This is a genomic window from Patulibacter ginsengiterrae, assembly GCF_056269115.1.
The window spans coordinates 598,839-620,992 of sequence record NZ_JBWDOG010000001.1 but is presented as its reverse complement, the minus strand read 5'-3'; the positions used below and the strand labels follow the sequence as shown (position 1 = coordinate 620,992).

General features: G+C 72.3%; 15 protein-coding genes. 9 read left to right on the top strand and 6 right to left on the bottom strand.

Annotation, left to right across the window (positions count from 1 at the left end):
* Nucleotides 1-10: 10 nt before the first annotated feature.
* Both ACVUH9_RS02690 and ACVUH9_RS02685 read right to left on the bottom strand, forming a co-directional pair.
* Nucleotides 11-2,944, bottom strand: coding sequence for an Ig-like domain-containing protein (locus ACVUH9_RS02690; RefSeq protein WP_475753679.1), 2,934 nt, complete (start codon nt 2,942-2,944; stop codon nt 11-13).
* 405 nt (nt 2,945-3,349) lie between these two features.
* Complete coding sequence (locus ACVUH9_RS02685) at nt 3,350-3,751, bottom strand: DUF1801 domain-containing protein (RefSeq protein ID WP_475753677.1); 402 nt, start codon at nt 3,749-3,751, stop codon at nt 3,350-3,352.
* Between the two features lie 291 nt (nt 3,752-4,042).
* Between ACVUH9_RS02685 and ACVUH9_RS02680 the strand changes: the two genes are divergently transcribed.
* The gene (locus ACVUH9_RS02680) at nt 4,043-5,002 is read left to right on the top strand and encodes a hypothetical protein (RefSeq protein ID WP_475753676.1); all 960 of its coding nucleotides are present in this window, start codon (nt 4,043-4,045) and stop codon (nt 5,000-5,002) included.
* Nucleotides 5,003-5,049: 47 nt separating this feature from the next.
* Here the strand turns inward: ACVUH9_RS02680 and ACVUH9_RS02675 are convergent, their stop codons facing one another.
* Nucleotides 5,050-5,898: a helix-turn-helix transcriptional regulator gene (locus ACVUH9_RS02675; RefSeq protein ID WP_475753674.1), complete on the bottom strand. Its 849-nt coding sequence runs from the start codon at nt 5,896-5,898 to the stop codon at nt 5,050-5,052.
* A 55-nt stretch (nt 5,899-5,953) separates the two neighbouring features.
* On the opposite strand from ACVUH9_RS02675, the gene ACVUH9_RS02670 reads away from it, so the two are divergent.
* Nucleotides 5,954-6,847 (top strand): oxidoreductase, encoded by an 894-nt coding sequence (locus ACVUH9_RS02670; RefSeq protein ID WP_475753672.1) that lies wholly within the window; start codon nt 5,954-5,956, stop codon nt 6,845-6,847.
* A 48-nt stretch (nt 6,848-6,895) separates the two neighbouring features.
* On the opposite strand, the gene ACVUH9_RS02665 is transcribed toward ACVUH9_RS02670, so the two are convergent.
* From ACVUH9_RS02665 to ACVUH9_RS02655, 3 genes are all read right to left on the bottom strand, one after another.
* Nucleotides 6,896-8,782, bottom strand: coding sequence for a hypothetical protein (locus tag ACVUH9_RS02665; protein ID WP_475753670.1), 1,887 nt, complete (start codon nt 8,780-8,782; stop codon nt 6,896-6,898).
* 551 nt (nt 8,783-9,333) lie between these two features.
* Nucleotides 9,334-10,734, bottom strand: coding sequence for an alkaline phosphatase family protein (locus tag ACVUH9_RS02660; protein ID WP_475753668.1), 1,401 nt, complete (start codon nt 10,732-10,734; stop codon nt 9,334-9,336).
* 413 nt (nt 10,735-11,147) lie between these two features.
* The gene (locus ACVUH9_RS02655) at nt 11,148-11,738 is read right to left on the bottom strand and encodes a hypothetical protein (protein ID WP_475753667.1); all 591 of its coding nucleotides are present in this window, start codon (nt 11,736-11,738) and stop codon (nt 11,148-11,150) included.
* Between the two features lie 787 nt (nt 11,739-12,525).
* Between ACVUH9_RS02655 and ACVUH9_RS02650 the strand changes: the two genes are divergently transcribed.
* The 7 genes from ACVUH9_RS02650 to ACVUH9_RS02620 all read left to right on the top strand — a co-directional run bounded on the left by ACVUH9_RS02650 (nt 12,526) and on the right by ACVUH9_RS02620 (nt 21,952).
* On the top strand, nt 12,526-14,205 hold the full coding sequence (locus ACVUH9_RS02650) for a dicarboxylate/amino acid:cation symporter (protein ID WP_475753665.1): 1,680 nt from the start codon (nt 12,526-12,528) through the stop codon (nt 14,203-14,205).
* A gap of 20 nt (nt 14,206-14,225) precedes the next feature.
* Entirely contained in the window at nt 14,226-15,305 is a 1,080-nt protein-coding gene (locus ACVUH9_RS02645; RefSeq protein WP_475753663.1) for a hypothetical protein, read from the top strand.
* Nucleotides 15,306-15,341: 36 nt separating this feature from the next.
* Nucleotides 15,342-18,032: a hypothetical protein gene (locus ACVUH9_RS02640; RefSeq protein WP_475753661.1), complete on the top strand. Its 2,691-nt coding sequence runs from the start codon at nt 15,342-15,344 to the stop codon at nt 18,030-18,032.
* A 129-nt stretch (nt 18,033-18,161) separates the two neighbouring features.
* Nucleotides 18,162-19,154: a hypothetical protein gene (locus tag ACVUH9_RS02635; protein WP_475753660.1), complete on the top strand. Its 993-nt coding sequence runs from the start codon at nt 18,162-18,164 to the stop codon at nt 19,152-19,154.
* 103 nt (nt 19,155-19,257) lie between these two features.
* Complete coding sequence (locus tag ACVUH9_RS02630; protein WP_475753658.1) at nt 19,258-19,698, top strand: hemerythrin domain-containing protein; 441 nt, start codon at nt 19,258-19,260, stop codon at nt 19,696-19,698.
* A gap of 25 nt (nt 19,699-19,723) precedes the next feature.
* Entirely contained in the window at nt 19,724-20,467 is a 744-nt protein-coding gene (gene map, locus ACVUH9_RS02625) for a type I methionyl aminopeptidase (protein WP_475753657.1), read from the top strand.
* A gap of 297 nt (nt 20,468-20,764) precedes the next feature.
* Nucleotides 20,765-21,952, top strand: a complete 1,188-nt coding sequence (locus ACVUH9_RS02620; RefSeq protein WP_475753655.1) for an aminotransferase class V-fold PLP-dependent enzyme — start codon at nt 20,765-20,767, stop codon at nt 21,950-21,952.
* Nucleotides 21,953-22,154 lie beyond the last annotated feature (202 nt).

The window sequence follows — 22,154 nt, the reverse complement described above, 5'->3', positions numbered from 1 at the left end:
GGGCCGTTCGCTACTGGATGACCGCGAACCGCAGCCGGCGCACGACCGAGCGCTGGCCGTGGTCGTCGGTCGCGAAGACGGTCAGCTGGTAGCTGCCGGCCTGCAGCTTCCCGTGCTCGCGGTCGACCGTGGTGGAGTGACGGCCGGCGGGCTGCCGGAGCTGCCGGACCTGGCCCGGCGTCCATCGCTGACGGCTCCGCGAGGTCGGGGCGCAGTGGGTCCGGATCCGCGCGTTCCTGCTGCGGCGCAGGCGGAACGTCACCGTGGCCCCCTTGGAGAGGCGGTACCCGACGCGGAGGCTGCGCGGGCGCGCGTCCTTGGTACCGGCCACGGTGATGCAGGCCGTCGACCGGCGGACGCCGGTGAGCTTCGGTCGCCCGCTGACGCGCGTCAGCTTCGGGCGCTTCGGCGTTGCCCGCTTGCCGGCCGCGCGGGCCGTCGCCCGGCTGCTCGCCGGGGCGCTGAACTGGATGCTCAGCGTCGGCGGCTGCCAGTAGTTGTAGGTCACCGCCTGCGCGCTCGCGGCCGGGGTCACGAAGCTCGATCCGCCGCCGCCCCCGCCACCTTCGGCCGCACCAGGATCGCCGGCACCGCCGCCGTAGAGCCCGCCGCCCCCGCCGCCGCCACCGCCCGCGTAGTTGCGGCCCTGTGAGGAGAACGGCGGCAGGCCGCCGTACGACGAGCCGCCGGTCCCGCCCTGGGCGCCGTTGCCGGCGGTGCCGGGCGAGCCGGCGCCCTCGAACGGGAACGAGTTGCGGGCCGACGCCGCGACTCCGGCGGCCCCGGCGCTGGCGCCACCACCGCCGGCACCGAGCTCGTCGTCGGAGCCGAAGGGGGCGCTGTCGGCGTCACGGCCGGCGAGGCCGCCGGGCCCGCTCATGCTGTCGGCCTCGCCGGAGGCGGCCGGGTCGCCGCTGCCCGCCCCGCCGCCACCGGCGGCCACGAGCACCGGGGTCTGCCCGACGCTGATGCGGCTCGCGCCACCGCCCGCACCGCCCGCCAGGGCCGGCACGGTCCCGCCGCCTCCGGCCGCGCCGGGGCGGCCGCCCGCGCCGCCGCCTCCGGTGGTGGCCTGCCAGCCGTTGCCGTCCGCGCCGACGGCGACCGTCAGGGTGCTGCCGCCGGCGACCGGGCTGCTGCCGCCGACGGGGATCGTCGCGGTGACGCTCGCGCCCGCTCCGCCCCGCAGGCCGTAGCTGTTCCCGACCGCCGGGGTGCTCGCGCCGCTGCCGCCGAGGGCGGTCACGGTCATGCTGGTCGCGTCCGGCGGAACGGGCACCGAGCCGATCGCGCCGGCGGCGAAGGAGTAGCTGCAACCGGCCCCGGGACCAGAGGCGACGATCGTCTGGGTGAGCGCCGCCGAGGCGCTGGGCGCGTTCTTCTGGTCGCCGCCGATGGAGTTGTCGCCGCCGTAGGAGGCGATGATCGAGTGGCTGCCTGCGGTCAGGGTCGCGGTCGTCATCGCCGCGTGGCCGCTCGCATCGACCGCGGCCTGGCCGATCTGGTCGCTCCCGTCACGGAACGTGACCGTCCCGGTCGGGGCGCTGCCGGAGACGGTCGCCGTCAGCGTCACCGGCGCGCAGAGGTCGGCCGAGGGCTTCGACGAGGCGAGCGTCGTGGTCGACGGGCCCTCGCAGCCGGCGACGCTGACGCTGATCGGGGCGGAGACGCGCGGCGCGTTCTGCTCGTCGCCGCTGTAGGTGGCGACCAGCTGGTGGGTGCCGCTGGAGAGCGCGGCGTCGAAGGTCACGATCCCGCCCGGCCCCCAGCCCGCTTCCTGGCGGACCGGGTTGGAGGCGACGGTCCGGCTGCCCTCGGTGACGGTCACCGTGCCGGTCAGCGTCGTGGTCGAATCGGGCGCGACGAAGAGGCGGACCGTCGAGCACGAGGAGGCGGGCGCGGGGGAGGCGACGAGCGACAGCGGCTTCGCCGGCTCGAACCGGAGCTGCACGCTCGAGCTGCCCGTGGTGTCGGTGCGCTGAGCGACGTTCGTCACCGCACCGCGGACGAGGTCGGATCCTCCGCCGCCACCGCCGGCCCCGTCACGGACCTCGCCGCGCACGTCGGCGTAGTAGTCCCAACCCTGCGGGGGATTGATCTCCTGCTGGCGGACGATGTCGCTGCCGCCACCACCGCCGCCGCCTCCGGCGTAGCCGCCGCCACCGCCGCCGCCACCCGCGAGCGCGTTGCCGCCGCCACCGCCGTCCCCGCCCGAGAGTCCGCCGCCGCTGTTGCCGGTGGGCCAGCTCGGGGGGACCGTCGGGTAGTAGCTGGAGTAGGCGGGGCCGCCGCCACCGGCGTTGCCGCCGTTCGCGCCGCCGCCGCCCATGCCGCCGAGCCGTCCGCCGGGGTTGAAGCCGTCGAGCATGTAGGGCATGCCCGCGCCCTGGGCGCCGCCACCACCCGGGCCGCCGCCGGCGCCGCCGTTGAAGGTCGTGTTGGTGTAGAACGGGCCCTCGAGGTTGCCGCCACCACCGCCGCCCCCGCCACCGGCGATCACGAGCGTGGAGTCGTCGGTGGAGACGGAGCTGGCGCCGCCACCGGCACCACCGTCGGCCTGGGCGCCGGTCCCGCCGGACCCGCCGCCGCCGAAGGGGGCGGTCCGGCCGCTGTTGCTGCTGCCGACGACGGTCTGGAGCGTGGTGCCCGCGCTCAGGCCCTGGCCGGGACCGACGAAGTACCAGCCGGCCACGTAGTCGCCGGGAGCACCGCCGTCGGACCCGTTGGCGCCGGACCCGTGTCCGCCGGTGGCCCCGACGAAGGCGACGTCGGCGCCGGCGGGAACCGAGCAGGCGTAGGTGCCCGCGGAGGAGTAGGTGGTCGTGGTCGCGCAGTCGGCGGCCGACGCGGACGCGGGCGTCAGCGCCAGGCCGGCGGTCGCGGCGAGCAGGCCGATCCGGCACGCGGCGGCGCGCCCTACGGAATGGGGAGATCGGAGCGACATGGGGCCTCGACGCGGTATGACGACGAGGAGCGAGGCTCCGGGTCGCGGGGAGGGCGAACGGAGGCAGCCTATGGGGTATTCCGGGGATTGACGGGAGGCTGGCCCAATGTTGTGGGGGCGGTCTCGTGGCGTGCTCGTTTCGCAATGGAGCCCCGGCCTCGCGAGTGATTCCGCGGTCGCTCGTCCGCGGCGGAGGGGCGTCACACGGCGGACGGCGACCGCATCGTTCTGGTGGCTCACGATTCCATTTCGGTGCGCTCACGGAACGGCAGGCGGCGACCGCACCGTTCTGGAGCGGGTCGGCCGCATGCTCGCCCGGCTTCCCCGCCTGACGCTCGGTCCCGTAGGGCCTCAGGAGACCGCCGGAACGCGCCCCACGTCCAACGACTCCCCGGGATCAACGACCTAGGACTGGTTCAGCTCGACCGCCGCGCGAACCAGGCCCGCCAGCGCCTGCTCGTCGAGCTCGTCGCCCTCGTGCAGGTCGATCGCCCGCCGGACGTTGCCGTCGAGACTGGAGTTGAAGAGGCCGGAGGGGTCGTCCAGCGAGGCACCCTTGGCGAAGGTGACCTTGACCTTGTCCTTGTACGTCTCGCCGGTGCAGAGCATGCCGTCGAGGTACCAGGTCGGCACGCCGCGCCACTTCCACTCCTCGACCACGTCGGGAGCGGCCTGCTGCACGACCTTGCGAACCCGCGCGAGCGTCTCCCCACGCCAGTCGCCCAGCTCCTCGATCCGCGCGTCGATCAGGTCGGAGGGGGAGGGTTCCTCCTGGCCGTCCTTGGGATTGCCGCCGCCTGTCGCCATGGTTGCCGTCGCCCTCTCTCGGTCGTCCTGTTGCCTGCCCGACGAGACTATTCGCGGCGTGGGCGGTGGTCGCGGGCACCGCGATGGCCCTCCCGGATAGGGGCACGTGCGGATGGGCCTGCTGGTGCTGACCGCCGTGTCGATCGACGAGGCGATGACGAGGCGGGGGAGCGATCGTCCGCGATGAGCCCGCCGCGGGACGAACGAGGGGCAACGGCTCCTCCTCACGACGGACCTCGGTTCCGTCCGTGGCCCGATGCGGGTGGATGCGGACGCGCTCACGCTGAGGGCATGAGCTACGCACCACCCGTGTTCGAGACCCGCGGACGCGCCAAATGTCGCGGCCCGCGCCGCACCATGCGGATCGTGGACCCGGAGGCCCCGCGCGGCGTCGCCGGCTCGTCGCCGGCCGCAGCCGTCAAGCGGTTCGGTCCGAAGACCTCGCACCTCGTCGCGCTGGTCGCCGCGCTCGCCGCGCTCTTCGTGATCGCCCCGGCGAGCCTGGCGGGCGGCAGCTACGGTCGGAGCTTCACCGACAACGGCTCGCTCGTTGACGCGACCCGCACCTCGTTCGCCGCGTTCTGGAGCGCCGGAAGCGGCGACTTCCCGCCGGCGCTCCAGTCCGCGGTCGACTACTGGGCGCGGTACCACGTCGTGAAGGCGCTGATCGCGGGGCTGTTGCTGGCCGTCCTGCTCGTGCTCGGGGCACGCGTCGGGCGGGCGCTCTCCCGGTCCGGGGCCGTGGGCGGAGGAAGGACGGCCACGCTGATCGCGGCAGCGGTCGGCATCGCCATCTCCGCGCTGGTCGCGATCGTCCTGGTGACGGTGAACGTCCAGGGCGCGATGGCGCCGTTCGCCTCGCTGCTGTCGTTGCTGGGACCCGAGCAGCGGGGCGGAGATCTGGCCGCCACGGTCGACCAGGTCCGCCAGGCGCTCGCGCAGCCTGCCGGGGCGTCCGGCGTTTCCCGATCGCCTGCGCTGGACACCATCGTCGACGACTTCGCCCACTACCACGCGGTGTTCGCCGTTGTCGCCGCGGTCCTCGCCGCCGGTTTCGTCGCCGTTGGCGTGCAGGGGTGGCGGGCGCGCCGCTCGGCGAAGATCGCGAGCGTTGGCGTGCGACGGATGCTGGGAGCGTCCGGCGTCTCTTCGGTCGCGCTCACGCTGCTCATGCTGGTCGTCGCGGTGGCGAACCTCTCCAACGCGACGGCACCGGAGGAGGGGGTGCGGATCTTCTTCGGCGGGGTGTAGGGAGCGCCTGTGCGGGGAGGGGCGTCTCCGAAGCTCGCCCCCGGCCCTCACGAACCGGGATCCCCACCAACCCCCAGCGCCGTCCCCATCCGCCCAAACGCCTCCCGGGTCGCGTCATCGCCCGGGACGAACTGGGTCAGCCGCAGGTCGGGATGGCTCGTCGGGACCGACTGCAGGTGGTAGATCTCCAGCCGGCCGAGGTCCGGGTGGTCCATGACCTTCGTGCCGAGTTGGGCGGCCAGGACCTCGTGGCGCGGCCACAGCTCGCGGAAGAGCGGACTCGCCTCGTGCAGCGCCGCGACGAGGGCCTCGAACTCGGGATCGCCGTGCCGGCGGGCGTGCTCGGTCCGGAAGCGCGCGAGGGTCTGGCGGACGGTCGTGTCCCACATCTCACCGCGGCTGTCGGCGGTGAACATCCACCAGAGCAGGTTCTGCCGGCCGTCCGGGCCGGCGGTCGGCGTGCCGAGGAGGCAGGTCGCGGCGGGGTTCCACGCCAGCACGTCCAGGCGTGGGCCGAAGAGGTAGGCCGGGGCGGGGGCGAGGCCGGCGACGATCGCGGCCAGGTCCGGCGGCGCCTCCTGCGGGTACGGCCCCGTGCTCGTCGGGACCGGCACGCCGGAGAGGTGGAACAGGTGCGCCCGCTCGGCGGTGGTCAACTGCAGGACCCGGGCGAGCGCGTCGACGACGCCGGCCGACGGCGTGACGTCGCGGCCCTGCTCGAGCCACGTGTACCAGGAGAGCCCGACCCCGGCCAGCAGCGAGACCTCCTCGCGACGCAGGCCCGGCGTGCGCCGCCGGCCCTCCGGGACCAGTCCGACGCTCTCGGGGGTGGTGCGCTCACGGTGCAACCGCAGGAACTCGCCGAGCTCGGCGTGACGGCTGGGTGGTGGTGCCACTCCCATGATCGCTCCGGTCCTTGTCACCCTTCCGACCGTAGCGCAGGCTGGATCCATGACCCAGCACTCCACCCTCGGTGACAAGACGGTCCGGCGGATCGGCTTCGGCGCGATGCAGCTCGCCGGCCCCGGCGTCTTCGGCCCGCCCGCGGACCCCGAGAGCTCCCGCGCCGTCCTGCGACGGGCCGTCGAGCTCGGCGTCGACCACGTCGACACCGCGCAGTTCTACGGCCCCGACGTCGTCAACGACCTGATCCGCGAGGCGCTCCACCCCTACCCCGACGGGCTGCGGCTCGTGACGAAGGTCGGCGGACGTCGCGACGACGCGGGCGCCTGGCTGCCCGCGCAGTCTCCCGCCGAGCTGCGGGCGTCGGTCGAGGACAACCTCCGGTCGCTCCGCGTCGAGCGGATCGACCTGGTGAACCTGCGCCGGATGGACGAGCATGGCGCGCCGGACGTGCCGCTGGCCGAGCAGTTGGGGGTCCTGGAGGATCTGCGCCGCGAGGGCAAGCTCGACCTGATCGGCCTCAGCACCGTCGACCGCGAGACGCTGGAGGAGGGCCTGTCGCTGACGGAGATCGCCGGCGTCCAGAACGCGTACTCGATCCTCGATCGCTCCGGCGAGGACGTCCTCGAGCTCTGCATCGAGCGCGGCCTGGCGTTCGTGCCGTACTTCCCGCTCGGGTCCGCGTTCACCGGCGGCCCGGCCAAGCTCGCCGCCGACCCCGCGGTTGCCGCGACGGCGCAGAAGCACGGCGTCACGCCCTCTCAGGCCGCGCTGGCGTGGCTGCTGCACCGCTCCGAGCGGATCCTCCTGATCCCGGGCACGAGCTCGATCGGGCACCTCGAGCAGAACCTGGCCGTCGGCGAGATCGCGCTGGACGCCGAGGACATGGCGCTGCTGGAGACGGTCGAGGTGGCGGGGAACCCGCTGGCGGCCGGGCACTAGGCACCGAGGCGCCACCGCCGGGCGCACGTCTGTGGCCCGAGCTACAACTCAGTCGAAAGTGCGAAGGTCGTGAGCGAAGGCCCACTCCAGCAGACGGGTAAGGCGGAGCACTAGGCTGCGGGCCATATTCTGCTTTCCCGAACGCATCTGGTAGATGGAACTAATTGCCTGAGAGATAGTAGGCAGCGCATTGGAACCGCCGACTTCCGGTAGTTTATAAAGGTATTCGAGTCTGCGAAGTAGGCGTGTAAGGTAAGTTGGGCCGACGGCTCCTTCGGATGCCTCTCGTAGGGCCGGCAAAACAACTAGTGCGATCGCCAACCCTGCAAACTCGCTGTCGCTCCGGGGGTTAAGTTCAAGGCGCCGGCATAGCGTGGCGATCGCGAGGTCACGGACTTCTTCGTCGACGGCGGCGGCAGCACGGAGCTCGGCCGCCTCGACCGAAAGCAGCGGCTCGCCAGCGGGGCCGAATAGCGAGAGTCGCGGGCCCGCGATGCCGTCGAGCGTTGCGATCCCGCCGAGCACTGGAATGGCCTTCATGAGCGAGATCTCATCTACGTCGAGAGTGATCTCGCACATTCCGTCGGCGACGGTGAGGACGTGGTACCCCTGGGCTGCGAAAAGCGCGCGGATGATGGTCGTCAAAAGGCCATCTAGAGCGTCAAATTCGGGCGGTTCGCCAAGTTCTGACGACACGTGTTCGCGTGCTGCAAAGCACGCGAGGCCAGCGTCGAGCCCGAGGACGGCGCTCACCAGGTCTTCTACTGCCGCGGTGAGTTCGTCCAGACTCCAGCGTTGCCCTGTTCGAAGGTCTTCCGCCTCGGACGTTTCGCGGAGCCACCGGTATTGGGCATGAGAGGCAGCGTTGCGAATCTTGCGGTTGACACATCCACCGATCTGAACAAGCAGATTGTTTTGGGAGGCGTCCAATCTTTCAGCGAGCTCGCCGAGCATCGGTGGAGGTGTGTTCTCCAAAGCTGCGGCGGAGAGGTGATGGAGTCGATAGACCGTCCAGGCGAAGGTCCGAAATGGGGCCTCGGCAAGCTCGCGATAGGCATTCATTACTTGCATCAACGCGTTTGCTTCATCGACCCAGCCGTGTTCTTCGGCTAGGGCAAGTAGTCGGAGGCCGTTCTGGGCTCTGCTCAGGCCACCCAGCACAAGAGCGGCATCCTCGCTTGTCGTGCGCAAGCAGTCAAGCGTCGCTGCTGCGTTCTCCTCCCAGGCGGATTCCAGCGTCCGCACGGTTCCCCGCAGAATTTGGTGTGCAGTGAGCGGACGATCGAGACTCGCCAGTCCCATCATGGGGAGCGTAAGAATTACTGCGGCGCCCGTCGTGACCTCAACGTCCCCGAGGCAGTCGGCGAAATAGCGCCGTGCTACCGCGTCGATGGCCCCCAGGGGGTTCTCTTCGTTCGAGAAGGCACCGAACACCAGGGAGAAGTCGATGAAGCCTGCTTCGTCCGTGAAGGGCCCCGGCCTCCCGAGCACGAGTTCAAGGCGACTGTTGGCGTCGGGGCGCGTCGCGGCCGTGATCTCATCGAGGACTACGATTGCTTCCTGCACCGCCGGTGATCCTTCGAGGAAACCCTGCAATACGGCGGTGGCGCGTCGCGCCTCGTAAGGAGATGGCGCGACGAGGGCCTCCAGTGTTGCTCTTACTGTGCCGGCAGCCCACTGGCTTCCTGCGATCGTGAGGTTCTGCAACCTGAGGCCAGGGCCTTCAGGTTCAAACCACGCGAGATCTTTCGCAGCGGACACGAGCGCTTGAACTTCTGGCACGAATCGCGCGATCGCTGCCCGGGTGTGCCCTCCGATTTCGGCGGTGTCGTCGAACTCTAGATCCTGGACCTTCCTGGGAAATCCAATCGCACTAGCCGCAAGACCGTAGATGTCGAGGTCAACGACTATCGAGTTGAGCTGGTCGGCGGACACGACGGTAGATCCGGTCCGGATGGCTAGGAGAGCAGCCTCAAGCGCTTCGAACTCCCGGAGGAGCGGGCTGAGGGCGGCGATGCGCGCGGTGACGAGGGCGTGGTCCTCTGCTGGAGCAGGAATGGGTTCGCCGCAATGTACGCAGGCTCCCTCTTCGCCGGCCTCGCCGCACCCTTCGCATTCGACCCCTCCGAATGGGAGGTCGATCGTGAAGCGGTACGCGTCGTCGTCCGTGGCTTCGCTTGAGCCGCCAGGAAGGTCCGACGTGGGTCCACTGGTCAACTTTCGCTGCTTTCGCGTCGATCGACCAGAATCAGGGTGCTGATGGCGCTCTTGGTTGCAAGGTGGCCAGTGCCTTGTGTCTCGATTTCGCCATTGCGGGCACGCCCCTCGAGGTTGCTCCGCTCGGCCTCGCCGATCGGCTCTGCCTCTTCAGGCCAGATTGGAGATATCCACACCCCATGAATTTAGGCGGTGTGCCGGATGCCTGTTCCCAAGGTGCTGGTCGCGTTTGGCTGCGGGAGGCGGGCTGTGCGTGGGCTTGGCCCGCCTCAGTCCTTCGCCAGGACGTCCGGCCCGAGAGCCTTGACGTCCTTGTCCGCGGCGTGGCCGAGGCGGTCGAGGCCGAGCAGGTCCTGGAAGGTCCGCAACAACGAGTAGGGCCCGAAGCTGGTGCCGATCGAGGTGCTGCCGGCGGCGAACGGCGAGAGGACCAGGGCCCCGGTCGGCGCGACCGGGTTCGCGGCGGTCGGGACGATCGCGATCAGGCCCGACGCCTTGAAGGCGGCGCTCTTGCGGATCGGCTCGACGAGCTGCTTCAGCTGGTCGTCGAGCCCGGCGGCGTCGAGGGTCGGGTCGGTCGCGAGGTAGGAGAACGCCGGCGTGGCGTCGTCCGACTCGAGGTCGTCGGGGAGGGCCGAGAAGCCGGCGACCGCGTCCGCGCAGTCCGCCGCCGAGGTCACCAGCGGGAACGCGAGCAGCGGGTTGACGCCGGGCGCGTCGGTGCAGCTCGGGGTGCCCGGAGCGTAGACCCGCCACGACCGCTTGGCGGCGGTCAGCTGGGTGGTGATCGTCTTCGCGTCCGCGGACGGCTCCTGGCCGGCGACCAGCGCGGCGGCACCGGCAAGCGGGTCGGTCGAGGCCGGCGTGTACTTGGGCAGCTCGGTGGCACGGGCGAGCAGGGCCTCGCCGAGGTAGCCGCCGTCGCGCGGGGCCACCGGCGCGCCGATCCCGATCACCCAGATGTGGCTGATCTTCGGCAGGTTGGACGCGACCTTCGTGCCGGACCGCTTGCCGCCCTTGCCGGACGACGGGGTCGCCGCGCGGCGCTTGGAGGCGGGCGTCTTGGCGTTGGTCTTGGCCGGCGAGGGGGAGGGGGACGACGCGCTGGCGTCGTCGGCCGGGGCGGGCGTCGCATCGGCGGGCGCGGGCGTGGCGGCGGGGGAGGAGGTCTCCGCGGCGTCGGAGGAGGACGCGGTCTCGGCGTCCCCCTTCTCGGACGCGGAGTCGGCAGGCGCGTCGTCGGTGGTCGTCGGCGCGGCGGTCGTCTCGGGCACGGCCGTCGACGGCGTCGTCGCTTTGCCGGCCGGTCCGGCCTGCGCCACGGGCGTGCCGCCGGCCGTACCGCCCTGGGGTGCTGTGAGGAAGCCGGCGGTGACGCCCGAGGCGAGGGCGAGCACCGTCGCGATCGACGTGGCGGGCCGGCGCCAGACGCTGACGGGCGCGGCGGGCGCGGGGGGCGCAAGGGGCGCGGCGGGCGCGGGTGATGGCGTCTCGACCGGCGCGGACGGTGCTGCCTCGCGGGTCTCGCGGACGCCGCCGCGATCGTGCCCGAAGGCGATCGCCTGCTCGATCTCGACCGAGCGCTGGCCGATCAGCGCGCCGCACCCGAGGCAGTAGCGCTGCGCGGGACCGTGGGCGGTCCCGCAGGTCGGGCAGACGGCGGCGGTCATCCGCGTGGCTCCGCTGCGGGGCCCGCAGCGGTAAATAGGTGAAAGCGCATCGGATTAGTGTAGTTTCTCCTCGCCGTGTCCGCCACCCTCCCTCTCCCGACCTCCACGCCGGTGCTCGACGGCGCCGTCTGCTCCGTCTGCCACGCACCGCTGGGTCCCGCTGCGCGCTACTGCCTGAGCTGCGGCGCACGCCAGGCCGGAGCGCGCACGGAGCTGCTCGACCTCGTCGCCGGGCCAGGCTCAGCGGGGCCAGTTCCTGGTGTCGCGTGGTCGGCGGCCGCGGTGCCGCCCGCGGCCGCCCCGCCGCCGACGCTGCCTTCCGACGCCGGGCCACGCACGTGGCCGTTCGCGCTGACCGCGGTGGTTCTGGTCGCGCTGGTCGTCGGCCTACTCGTCGGCCGCTGGTTCGCCGATCACCGCGACGGGCCAACCGCGACGCCGGTCGTCCGCGTCGAGGGCGCGGGCGGTGCTGCGTCGCCGTCGCCGTCGACGGCCCGGGCCGCGTCGACCGGTGCGCCTGCGTCGGCCCCCGCTGATCCGGCCTCCGCCGCGTCGGCTTTCGCTGGCCCGCCGGCTTCTGCCGACCCGTCCGCCTCGACCGCTGCGCCCGCGTCCGCCGATCCGCCGGCTTCGGCCGATCCGCCGGCTTCGGCCGATCCGCCTGCTTCTGCCGATCCACCGGGTTTCGCTGATCCGTCGGCCACAGTCGATCCGCCGGCCTCCGCCGATCCCTCCGCCTCCACCGACGCGCCGGCATCGGCGCCGTCCACGACCCCGAAGGCCCCCAGATGACCGTTGACGATCTCACCGCGCTGCGCGCGCGACGTGAGGCGGTCGCGCGTGCCGTGGCCACGCTCACGTTCGACCTCGGCGGCCTGGCCGCCGAGATGGCCAACGCGGGGCAGTTCCGCCTCGACGTGCTGACCCGGCACGCGGCGGAGCTGCGCGCCGTCGACGCCGAGCTCACCGAGCTCGACCGCCAGCTCGCTGCGGCCGAGCAGCACGTCGCCGGTCGCTGTAGTCGCTGCTCTGCGGTGAACGCTTCTGATGCCGCCTTCTGCTCGCGCTGCGGTGGGGCGTTGGCCTCCGCCGCGTCGCCCGCCGCGGGGTAGTGCCCGGTATCGGGTCCTCCTCGCGGGTGGCCGCGCCTCGTGCCGGGCACTCGCCTCGACCTGGGTGTCGTCGCGGGCGGGGTTGCTCCGTTCGCGGGGTCGAATCCGCGGGTCGGGGTGTGGTGGGCGACGCGTTCTGACCCCAGGGCACGACCGGCCTGTCGCTTCTGGCGTCAGGACGCGTCGGGCCCGACGCTCCGGAGTCGTTTCGCGTCGGATAGCGACGCAAGAAGACCCCAGAACGACACGGGCGACGCGTCCTGACCCCGCCTGACCCCGCCTGCCCTCGCCGTTCCGCTTCCGCCGTTCCCCTCCCGCCGCTCCCCTCCCGCCGCTCCCCTTCCGTCGTACGCGCCGCCTGACCCACCTGCCCTCGCCGCTCCCCTTCCGCCGCTCCCCTCGCGCCGCCTGAAGCGCCGCCTGACGCGCCCCCTGACGCCCCGCCTGACGCGCCTCGGCCGCGTCGCGGGCCCGCTCGTTGGGGGGCGATTCGGCGCGACGCTGCGACCTCGCGGATCCCGATCTCGGAGGCGGGATCCGCCGCCACGACGGCCTTTTCGGGGCCTCTCGTGGCCGCTGGCCGAATGTGTGATCCGTTGAATTCGGTAAATCGGATCAACTTAGGGTAGTTTTGTGCGGCGCATCCCTGGCGCACCCCCTAAGCACGGTTGAGAGCACGATGAATCCAAACTGGTCGACACTCGGCCCACTCGCCGCGATTGCGGTCAGCTGGGCCGCCATCTGGTGGCTGCGCAAGCGGCAGATCAACTTCAGCCTGATCGCGATCTTCGCGCTCGCGATCGGGGTCCCGATCGGCCTCCTCGCGGGGGAGCACCTCGACGCGATCAAGCCGATCGGCCACATCTACATCAACGTGCTGCTGGCGACGGTCGCCCCGCTGATCCTGGTGTCGATCATCGCCTCGATCACCTCGCTCGGCAGCCTCGCGAAGCTGCGCAGCATCGGCCTGCGCTCGGTCTCCTGGCTGCTCTTCAGCAACGCCCTGGCCGTCGCCGTCGCCCTCGGGCTCGGGCTGGCGCTCCAGCCGGGAAGCGGCGTGCACCACGCGCTCGGCTCGCTCTCGACCGACACCATCCAAGGTCAGGTGCAGGGCTTCGGCGACGTGGTCGTCGGCTTCTTCCCGACCAACGTCGTCGGCAACTTCGGCGCCAACGACATCATCCCGATCATCCTGATCGCGGTCACGCTCGCGGTGGCGTACCTCGCGCTGGCCGAGAAGGAGCCCGAGAAGGCCCGGCCGTTCGCCGTCGGCACCGAGGCGCTCAAGCTCGTCATCTTCAAGGCCGTCGGCTACGTCATCCGACTGACGCCGTACGCGATCGTCGCGCTGACCGCCGACATGGTCGGCAGCAGCTCGAACCTCGGCGACACCTTCACGTCGCTCGCCGGGCTCCTGGCGCTCGTCTGGGTCGCCTGCCTGATCCACACCTACGTCTTCAACGGCGCGCTGCTCGCGGCGGTCGGCCGGGTCCCGGTGATCGCGTTCTTCCGCAAGATCTTCCCGGCCCAGCTGATCGCGTTCAGCACCCAGAGCAGCGTCGGATCGCTGCCGGTGACGACCCGCCAGCTGACCCACGAGGTCGGCGTCCACCCCGAGATCGCGCACTTCACCGCGCCGCTCGGGACGACCATCGGCATGCCCGGCTGCGCCGGCATCTGGCCGGTCCTGATCGCGATCTGGGGCATCAACGCCTACGGGCTCTCGTACTCCGTCGGGGACTACGCGATGCTCGCGGCCCTGAGCGTCGTCGTCTCGGTGGGGGTGGCGGGTGTGCCCGGCGCCGCGACCGTGTCCGCCGCCACCGTCCTCTCCGCGGCCGGCCTGCCGCTCGAGTTCGTGGCGGCGACGATCCCGATCGGCGTGATCGCGGACATGGCCCGCACGTCGACGAACGTGACCGCGGCGGCCGTCAGCGCCACGCTGGTGGCGCGGCAGACGAACCTGCTCGACGACGAGATCTTCGCGGGACGAGCGGCGTACGTCGAGGAGGCGCCCCTGGCCTCCGGCGCCGCGTCCGGAGCCGTCGTCGCGCCTCCGGCCCCGGCACCGACGTACTCCGGCTTCCCGCCGGCGGCCGCCCTGACGGCGACCTACGCCGCGGTGCCACCGGCCGAGGCCCCGACGGCGACGTACCCGGCGGTGCCTCCGGCCTCGGTGCCCACCTACGCCAGCGCGCCCGCCGGTCCGTCCCCGGACATCCCGGTCCCGGTCTGGTCCGCACCGACCGCGGCCCACGAACCGCTGCCCCGCGTCTTCTGGGGGACGACCGAGCTCTCGCTCGCCGCCGACCCCGATGTCGCGCCCGCCCCGGCCGACCGCCAGCCCAGCCTCACCTGAGACAGCAAAAGGAACCCCCAGTGACCTCCTCTCCCATCCGCTGGTCGCGGTCGCCCAGGCTCGCCCTCGGCGCTGCCGTGATCTCCCTGGCGATCGCGCCTGCCGCGCAGGCCGCGGACATCACGAACCCGGCCAAGAACCCCGCCCCGATCTCGATCAAGATCGACGGCCAGACCTACACCGACGGCGAGGACACGCTGCCGGGCTACGACGATCACGCCTGCACGCCGATCCCGAACGTGCAGTACGACTTCGCCGAGAGCCAGATCCAGTACTACGACGGCGACGGCACCCTCGTCAAGACGGCGCGCTGGAGCGAGTGGGACCGGATCAGCTCGTACCAGACCTGGCTCAAGCAGCAGCAGGGCGGATCCTCGCCCTCGGGTGGCGGCAGCACGACCACGCCGTCGACCGGCACGGGCTCCTCGGGCAGCGGCTCGTCCGGCAGCGGCTCGTCGGGCGGGGGCTCCTCGGCGGGCGCCGCCGGCGCGGGGGCCGCGGCCTCGGGCCCGGCGGCCAGCGCCCCGACCACGACGTCCACGCCCAAGACGACGGCGACGTCCAAGACGCCGAGCGCCGGGAAGCCGAACGGTGGCTCGAGGACCGCGACCAAGACGACGTCGAAGCCCAAGACCTCCTCGGGCGCCGCAGCCACGACCCACAAGACGGGCGCGAAGAGCACCGGCTCGGCGGCGGCCGGGGCCGGCGCCGGTGCGAAGGCCGGACGCTCGAACGGGACCACGACCACCGCCGGCGCCACGACGACCGCGAAGGCGCCCGCCGCGGCCCACGCGAAGGGCCGCGGCGACGCGACCACGACGGCCGCCGCCGGAGCCGCGACACCGGCCGCCGCCGGCGCGGGGGCCGCCACCGCTGGTGCACCGGCCGCGAACGGCGCGGAAGGCGCGAACGGCAACGGCGCGACCCCGGCCGCGGACGGAACGCCGCAGTACAAGCTCGTCAGCGACACCGGATCCGGTAGCAGCGCTGGCGATACGCGCCCGGCCGGCATCGGCATCCTCGCGGCGCTCTTCGCGATCGCCGGTCTCGGCTTCCTGTTCGGCATCGGCCGCCGCAGCTTCCTGCGGCCGACCGCCTAGTCCTCCTCTGATCCCCCCGACAACGAAAGAACGACGATGAACATCCCTCGCCTCCGGCCACGATCGATCGGCGCGCTCGCCGCCGCCGCGGTCGTGACGTTCGCTGCGGCTCCGGCCGCCGACGCCGCGTCCACCACGAAGTACACGACCGCGGGCTACCTGCAGCGCGAGCTCGGTCTGCCGGCGACGGACGCCGACCCCGCCATCGAGCCCATCACCTTCGACCGCTTCCAGTGGCTGCTGCGGCAGGAGGGCCGGCTCGCGATCCTGATCGGCGACCCGGCGACGGACACGACGTTCCGCGCACGTGCACAGGACGCCGAGGCCGCCGCGAAGGCCGCCGGCGCCAAGACCGTCTACTGGTTCAACCCGAACCTGTCGGGCAACGCCGTGGTCGGGAGCACCGTCGAGCCCAACCTCGACATCCGCAAGCCCGCGGGCATCACCTCGCTGGCCGCGCCGTCGCAGGCGATCTACGGGAAGGCCTGGTCGGCGCTCGTCGGCGAGTCGCTCGGCAACGGCCTCAAGATCACCCGCAACCTGCCGGACACCAAGAACGCGACCGTCGACGTCGCCGACGACGCGAGCATCAGCCACGACGCCGGCGGGACCGAGGTCGACCAGAAGCCCGGCGCGCTCTACGACTACGTGGGCGGCGCGGCGGCGGCCCCGGCGGACGTCCAGGACAGCTTCTTCCTCGTCTACGACAAGGACGGGCAGCGCGCCGGCCAGGAGGCGCGGATCCTCGCCTGGACGAACCTCTCCGACCAGCCGAGCACCGCCGCGGCCAAGGAGGACGTGACGAAGGCGATCGGCGTCGTCGGCGGCGCCAACCTCGCCACGATCAGCGAGTTCTCGTGGTGGAAGCACGAGGCGAACGCGAAGCACCTCGCCCAGACGACCCAGGTCAGCCAGGGCCGCGACGTGCCGGTCCTCGGCGACGCCGACGCCCAGGCCGGGTGGCGCGTCAAGCAGATCACCTACCCGCAGCTCGTCGACCTGCTGGAGAACGTCGGCCCCGACGAGAGCGCGCCGCTCCTGTTCGGTGGCACCTGGTGCCCGAACACGCGGCCGGTGCTGCCCGCCACGAACGAGAACGCGGCGGACAACGACGCCACGGTCTACAACTTCGACACCGTGCTCGACGGCGGCCTCGTCGGCGGCACCACGACCAGCGCGGTCAACCCGCTCCAGACGCGCAACACCCAGGACTACACCCCGCGCAACGGCACGAAGATCGACCGCGCGAACCCGAGCTTCCTCTACGGGGACCTCGTCAACACGTACCTCAAGAACATCAAGACGGAGTACGGCTCGGACGTCACCTACTTCCCCGGTGGCCGCGCGGACGTCGCGCAGTCCTCCGCCCGCAAGCTGCAGGTGCCCTTCGTCCTCGGGTACCGGGGCAACGCCTCCGGCAACGGGGTCAAGCGGCAGTGGATCATCAACAAGGGCGACGGCGGCTACGCGGAGTACATGTCGCAGTGGTTCCTGACGAAGCCGCAGCCCAACCAGCTCGGCCTCGCGACGACGATCCCGCTCGATGCCCCGATCTGGGGGACGATCAACGCGCAGGTGCAGGACCTCACCTGGCGGACGGACCCGGCCACGCTGTACCCGAACACGGCGACCGAGACGGACGACGCCCAGTACCTCGTCCCCGCCGACACGGCGAAGGTGACCTACACGCCCGCCGCCGGCTCGACCCCGGCCTCGGTGGCCGTCGTCAGCGGTGGCCCCGTCGTCATCAGCCCGCAGGCGCTGTCGACCGCGCTCGCCGCGCTCGGCTCGCCGGCACCCGCGAACGTCAGCGCGGCCAAGGCCGCCCTGATCACCGCCGAGACGACGACGCCGCGTGACGAGACGCGGATCGCCGATCTCCGGACGGTCGTCGGCGCCTGGAACGTCGCGCAGACGCGCAAGTCCACGCTGCTGGCCCGGTGGGGCGTGGCCACCGACCCGAACACCGTCGTCGGCGGCATCGCCGCGGTCCACGCGCTCGACGTGTTCTTCAGCGGCCTGCCGGACGGCGTGCCGTCCCGCCGCACGCTGACGGCCGAGACCGTCACCGCCGGCAACGCGCCCAAGGTCACCGTCGCGATCGCCGACGACTACGGGTTCGCGCCGACCGGCGCCCTCTCGCTCGTCCTGAAGCAGGACGGCACGGTCGTCGGCTCGGCGTCGGCCTCGGTCTCCGGCGGCAGCGCCACGTTCACGCTCCCGACCCTGGGCGCGGGAACGTACGACTACGCGGTGTCCTACGCCGGCGACGACGAGCTCGCCGCGTTCACGGACACGGGCCGGCTCACGGTCTCGCCGGCCCCGGACCAGCCGACGACGCCGATCGTGACGCCGGACCCGACGCCGAACGTCACGCCGACGCCGAAGCCGGGCCCGATCCCCTCGGGGCCGGCCAAGACCGCGCTCGCGAAGATCAGCAAGGTCAAGGGCACGGTCGTCAAGGCCCCGACCCAGCGCAAGGGCGGCAAGTACAAGGTCACGATCAGCGTGCCGAAGGGCGCCTCGGCGGTCGCCGGCAAGGTGACGGTCAAGCTCAAGAAGGGCGCGATCACCAAGACCCTCACCGGCCGGCTCTCGCGCGGGGTGCTCACGGTCAACGTGCCGAAGCTCGCCAAGGGCACCTGGAAGGTCACGATCAGCTGGCCGGGCGACGCCCGCTTCGCGTCGGCGTCCGCCTCGGGTGGGGCGATCAAGGTCACGAAGTAGGGCAGTAGGGGAGGGCGGCCCCGGGGGAGTGATTCCTCGGGGCCGCGGCGCCTCTCGCTCGCCCGTCGAGTCGATGGCCATGCGCATGCGCCGCGATCCTCCCGGCGGTTAGTGGTCTACGCTCCGGCCGTGAAACCAATCCTGGCGCATGAGACCTGGTTCGTCCACGACGATGTCGGCGCCGATTGGGGGTTCGTGACCCAGACGGCGACGCTCGTGATGCTGGCCGTCGCCGTCGTGTTGACGGTGCTCGCCCGGGTGATCGCGCGGCACTGGCGGTCGGGCGTCGACATACCCAGGATCGCCGCGCTGTCGGACTGGATGCCGTTCGTGATGCGCATCCACCTGGGCGTGTCGTTGATCGGCCTGCTGTCGCTGGGCTACTACCTCTCGCCGACGATGCCGTTGGCCTGGGACCTTCCCGGGGTGCTGCTCGGGGCGGTGATGGCGGTCGTGGCGGTGCTGGTCTTCGCGGGCTGGCACACCAAGGTCGCCGCGTGGCTGCTGATCGCCGCCGGGCCGATCGGGATGCTCGAGTTCGGGGTGCTCGACATCGCCCAGCGGTTCGACCTGTTCGGCGTTGCCGCGTTCCTGCTGTTCACCGGCAGCGGTCGCTGGTCCGCGGACGACGAGGCCGGGCGGGCGCCGGTCCTGACCCCGGAGCGGATCGCGCGGGCGGCGTGGGTCCTGCGCGTCGCCGTCGGCTGCACCCTGATCCTCGTCGCGTTCAACGAGAAGCTCGCCCAGCCGGATCTGGCGTTGAAGTTCCTGCAGGCGAACCCGCACTTCAACGTCTTCGCCGAGCTGGGCCTGGGCACGACCGACCTGCAGTTCACGCGGGTCGCCGGGGCGATCGAGATCCTCTTCGGGCTGCTGGTGATCTCCGGCGCCCTGCCGCAGGTAGGGGTGATCGCGATCGGGATCCCGTTCAACCTGACGCTGTTCTTCTTCGGCAGCGTCGAGCTGCTCGGCCACCTGCCGATCTACGGGACGCTCGTCGTCCTGCTCGTCTGGGGCTCCTCGGGTGCGTACCGAGACCTGCTGATGGATCCGTGGCCGTTCGGCGCGCGGACCCGCGGGGCTCGGCCGGTCGATCCGGTGACGGCGCCCGCAGCGGGCTGAAGTGGTCTGCGGGGGTGCGGTCGCGGGTTGCCGGCCGCGGCCTCGGCTGGCGCCCCACCGGATGCGGCCCGCGAAGCCGTCCGGGCGTGGGAGGATCGAGCGGATGCAGCGCAACCCCGCCTTGGTCTCGCTCTCGCACGACCACCACCAGGCCCTGTTCGTGGCCCAGCAGCTTCGGCGTGCCGACGCAACCGGTGCCGAGGCGGCACGCGCGGCCTTCGGTGACTACTGGGCCTCGCACGGAGCACGGCACTTCGAGCTGGAGGAGCAGGTGCTGCTGCCCGCCTTCGCCGAGGTTGCCGACCCGCATGTCCCGCTCGTCGCCCAGATCCTCTGCGACCACGTCGAGCTGCGGCGCCGAGGCCGCGAGGTGCTCGAGCGCACGGTGCCCGATGTCGAAGCGCTCCAGGTCCTTGGCCGCCGCCTCGCGGAGCACGTGCGGGTCGAGGAGCGCGAGTTGCTCCCGCTGATCGAGGAAGCGCTGTCGCCTGACCGCCTTGCGCGCCTGGCTGCAGAGCTCGAGCGCGCCGAGACCGTGGGCTGAGCGCCACGACCGTCAGAATGTCCCCATGACCATCGAGACGCCCGAAGAGCTGGAAGCGATGGAGCGGGTCGGCGCGCTGGTGGCCGAGGTGCTCGCCGAGATGCGGGCCGCCGTGACGCCGGGGATCACCACGGGCGCGCTCGACGCGATCGCCGCCCGCGCGTTCCGCCGGGCGGGTGCGACCTCCGGCCCGGCCGAGCTGGTCGGGTTCCCGGGGACGACCTGCATCTCGGTCAACGAGGAGGTCGTCCACGGCGTGCCCGGCGGCCGGGTCCTGCGCGAGGGCGACCTGGTCACCCTCGACGTGACCCCGCTGCTCGACGGCTTCTGCGCCGACGCCGCCGTCACCGTCCCGGTCGGCAAGCCGAGCCCGGCGGCCGCCGCGCTGCTGGCGACGGCCAACCGCTGCCTGGCCGGGGCCGTGCGCGCCGCTCGGGCGGGCGATCCGCTGCGGTTGATCGGCCGCGCGACCGAGCAGGCCGCGCGTGCCGCGGGCGCGACCGTCTACACCCAATTCGGCGGCCACGGCGTCGGTCGCACGATGCACGAGCCGCCCCACGTCTCCAACGTCCACGAGCCGCACGTCCGGCAGCGCCTGCACGACGGCCTCGTGCTGGCGATCGAGCCGATGATCGGCCTCGGCACCCGCGAGCTCGTCACCCGCGACGACGGCTGGACGATCGCCACCGCCGACGGCTCGCTCTCGGCGCACGTCGAGCACACCGTGGTCGTCCGCCGGCGCGGCGGTCGGGTGCTGACCGCAGCCTAGTTGTAAGTACCGAGACCGTCGGGTCGCCGACCGGCTCGACCTGGTCGAGGGTCGCGAGGCCGTCGGCCGTCGCCGTGTCAGAGCGAGGCGAACGGGAGTTCCCGCCCCTGGAGTCGGGCACCCTCCTGCTGCTCCCGGCATCGAGCTCCCCGGAAGGACCTGCTGCGCGTTGCGCTTCGACGTGCGCGACGAGCGGTGCCTGGTATAGATGTCGGCGGGTCGCCGAACGGTGGCGAACCCCCGGACGATCGCGCGACGTACCCGGACTGACGACGACGCGCCCCTGAGGTCCACACCATGGATCAGCGCTCGCAACCCGTCCCTACGGACGACCGCAGGACCGGCCCGGTTCTCGCCCGTGAGCAGTACCCGACGCTGCGAGAGTGCGTCTACCTCAACCAGGCGTCGCTCGGGCTGATCCCGGAGGCGACGACGGAGGCGATGGTCCGCCTGCTCCAGGACGTCGCCCAGCACGGCAACGTGCGGCTGTCCGACGAGGCCGAGGCCGGGATCCTCGACGACGTGCGGGCGGCCGGCGCGGTGCTGCTCGACGCGGCGCCGCACTCGATCGCGATCGTCGGCGGTGCGAGCGAGGGGCTCGGCCAGCTCGCGGCGATGCTCGCCGCGCCCGAGGGCGAGGTCGTGCTCGTCGCCTCGGACTTCCCGAGCGTCACCTACCCGTGGCTGAACGCCCAGGCGCGGCTCGGGATGGCCGTCACGTGGGCCGAGGACCGGCCCGACGAGGAGCTGACCGAGTCGCTCGTCGACGCGATCGGCGAGCGCACCACCGTCGTCTGCTTCAGCGCGGTGCAGTACGCCACCGGTACGCGGGTCGACGTCGCCGCGGTGGTCGCGCGGGCGCGCGAGGTCGGGGCGCGGGTGATCGTCGACGTCACGCAGCTCGCGGGTGCCGCGCCGGTGAGCATGCGCGAGTGGGGCGCCGACGCGTTGGTGTCCAGCGGCTACAAGTGGCTCTCGACCCACGGCGGCGTCGCGCTCCTGGCCGTCGGCGACGACCTGCTGCAGCAGACGCCGCAGATCGTTGGCTGGAAGGGCACCGAGCACCCCTTCGACTTCCAGCCCCAAGCGCTGAAGCTGGCACCCGACGCCCGCAAGTTCGAGCTCTCGACGATCGCCTACAGCTCGGCCGCGGGGCTGAGCGCCTCGATCGCGATGCTCACCGACGTGGGCATGTCGGTGATGGCGGAGCACGCCCGCGCGCTGGCCGAGGAGCTCGTCGCGACGGTCGCCCCGCACGGTTGGACGCCCTATCGCCCGGTGGGGACGCCCGGCGCGAGCGATCACATCGTCTCGATCCGCCACCCGACGCGGGACGTCGCGGCGGTCCAGGCCCAGCTGGCGGAGGAGCACGGCATCGTCGTCGGGTCCCGTGTCGGCGGGATCCGTGTGTCGCTGCACGGCTACAACGACAGCGCCGACGTCGCGGCGCTCGGCGTGGCGCTGGGCAAGCTCGCGTCGACCTAGCCCGTCGACGGCGCTCCGCTGAACGCCCGGCCGCGCCGGAACCGGGCGGCGGGGTGCTGGCGGAGCTCATGGAGTCGGATCCGGTCGTCGCTCACCCGGGGCCACCGGCACCTACCGCGCGTGCCCGGGCGAGCCCGAAGGCTGCGCACCTCGTCTCGCTCGAGGTTTCAACGGTTCGGGTGGTAGGCGTGGTTGCTCACCC

What these genes read in the sequence shown, in the direction of transcription:
- ACVUH9_RS02690 (WP_475753679.1), bottom strand. Translation starts at nt 2,944, where the DNA reads ATGTCGCTCCGATCTCCCCATTCCGTAGGGCGCGCCGCCGCGTGCCGG.
- ACVUH9_RS02685 (WP_475753677.1), bottom strand. Translation starts at nt 3,751, where the DNA reads ATGGCGACAGGCGGCGGCAATCCCAAGGACGGCCAGGAGGAACCCTCC.
- ACVUH9_RS02680 (WP_475753676.1), top strand. Translation starts at nt 4,043, where the DNA reads ATGAGCTACGCACCACCCGTGTTCGAGACCCGCGGACGCGCCAAATGT.
- ACVUH9_RS02670 (WP_475753672.1), top strand. Translation starts at nt 5,954, where the DNA reads ATGACCCAGCACTCCACCCTCGGTGACAAGACGGTCCGGCGGATCGGC.
- ACVUH9_RS02660 (WP_475753668.1), bottom strand. Translation starts at nt 10,734, where the DNA reads ATGACCGCCGCCGTCTGCCCGACCTGCGGGACCGCCCACGGTCCCGCG.
- ACVUH9_RS02650 (WP_475753665.1), top strand. Translation starts at nt 12,526, where the DNA reads ATGAATCCAAACTGGTCGACACTCGGCCCACTCGCCGCGATTGCGGTC.
- ACVUH9_RS02640 (WP_475753661.1), top strand. Translation starts at nt 15,342, where the DNA reads ATGAACATCCCTCGCCTCCGGCCACGATCGATCGGCGCGCTCGCCGCC.
- ACVUH9_RS02630 (WP_475753658.1), top strand. Translation starts at nt 19,258, where the DNA reads ATGCAGCGCAACCCCGCCTTGGTCTCGCTCTCGCACGACCACCACCAG.
- map (WP_475753657.1), top strand. Translation starts at nt 19,724, where the DNA reads ATGACCATCGAGACGCCCGAAGAGCTGGAAGCGATGGAGCGGGTCGGC.
- ACVUH9_RS02620 (WP_475753655.1), top strand. Translation starts at nt 20,765, where the DNA reads ATGGATCAGCGCTCGCAACCCGTCCCTACGGACGACCGCAGGACCGGC.